The sequence below is a fragment of the Deinococcus piscis genome (genome assembly GCF_014653275.1).
Lineage (GTDB): Bacteria > Deinococcota > Deinococci > Deinococcales > Deinococcaceae > Deinococcus > Deinococcus piscis.
The window spans coordinates 1-862 of the sequence record NZ_BNAL01000087.1 but is presented as its reverse complement, the minus strand read 5'-3'; the positions used below and the strand labels follow the sequence as shown (position 1 = coordinate 862).

At 38.2% G+C, this 862-nt stretch carries 1 protein-coding gene; it reads left to right on the top strand.

Annotated elements, in window-relative coordinates:
* Positions 1 to 235, top strand: a 235-nt coding sequence (locus tag IE158_RS13800; protein WP_229839146.1) for a hypothetical protein, incomplete at its 5' end; no start/stop codon positions are given.
* Between the last annotated feature and the right edge of the window lie 627 nt (positions 236 to 862).

Genomic DNA, 862 nt, shown 5'->3' with positions numbered 1-862 from the left:
TGAGCACACAAGTAGCAAAGAATTTAACAGAAGCAGAAACTCTCAAAAGCCAAAGAAACCATCAGATGAACTTCCAGGAATTAACAAAGATCTTGGAACAGACACTGAACTTTCAAATGAAGTCCCAAAGCAGAATGGGATCTTAAGCCAATTTTACTTAAATCTAAAACAAAACAAAACTACTTTAGCTGACATCTGGGTCCATATTCATGGATTCTTCTCCAAGAAGAACTAGGCACTCCAAAACTAGGCACTCTTGTTTTTTAATGTGATCTGCTATATCCTTCCTTCCTGTGACCGTGCTCCATCAATTATTCTCTTTAATATATATAGTCAATATTCTCCTCACTATAGGGATTTCCCCCACTTCTTATACACAGGCTCAGGCCCAAACTACCACCATCTTACAACACCAGGTTTGAGCTCCAAAAGATTTAGATTTTGAATCTTTGATCTACTATTAGTGGTATAAACCTTGGACTTATTACTTAACCTCTCTATACTCTCTTGGCTACAATTTCCTCATCAGAAAATGGGGATAATAACAGTACATATCGAATAGGAGTATGGTAAGGATTAACCTGGATAGTGAGTGTAAATTGTAAGCCCAGTGTCTGGCAAATAGTAAGCCTTCTTATTTAACTGCTATTGTCATCATCATGCATCAGAATTCTCAAAAGAGTAATCTCTATGTTCACTCCTCTACCACCATTTACTCTGTAACATCCAGAAGGCTGGCTTCTGCCAAACTACTAAAATTGCTCTCATTATGGTAACCAGAGACTTCCTCTTTCGGTAATGCCAGTGAATCTTTTCAGACTTCCCTTTGGAATTCTTCTGCAGGACTTGGTAGTCCTCGTTG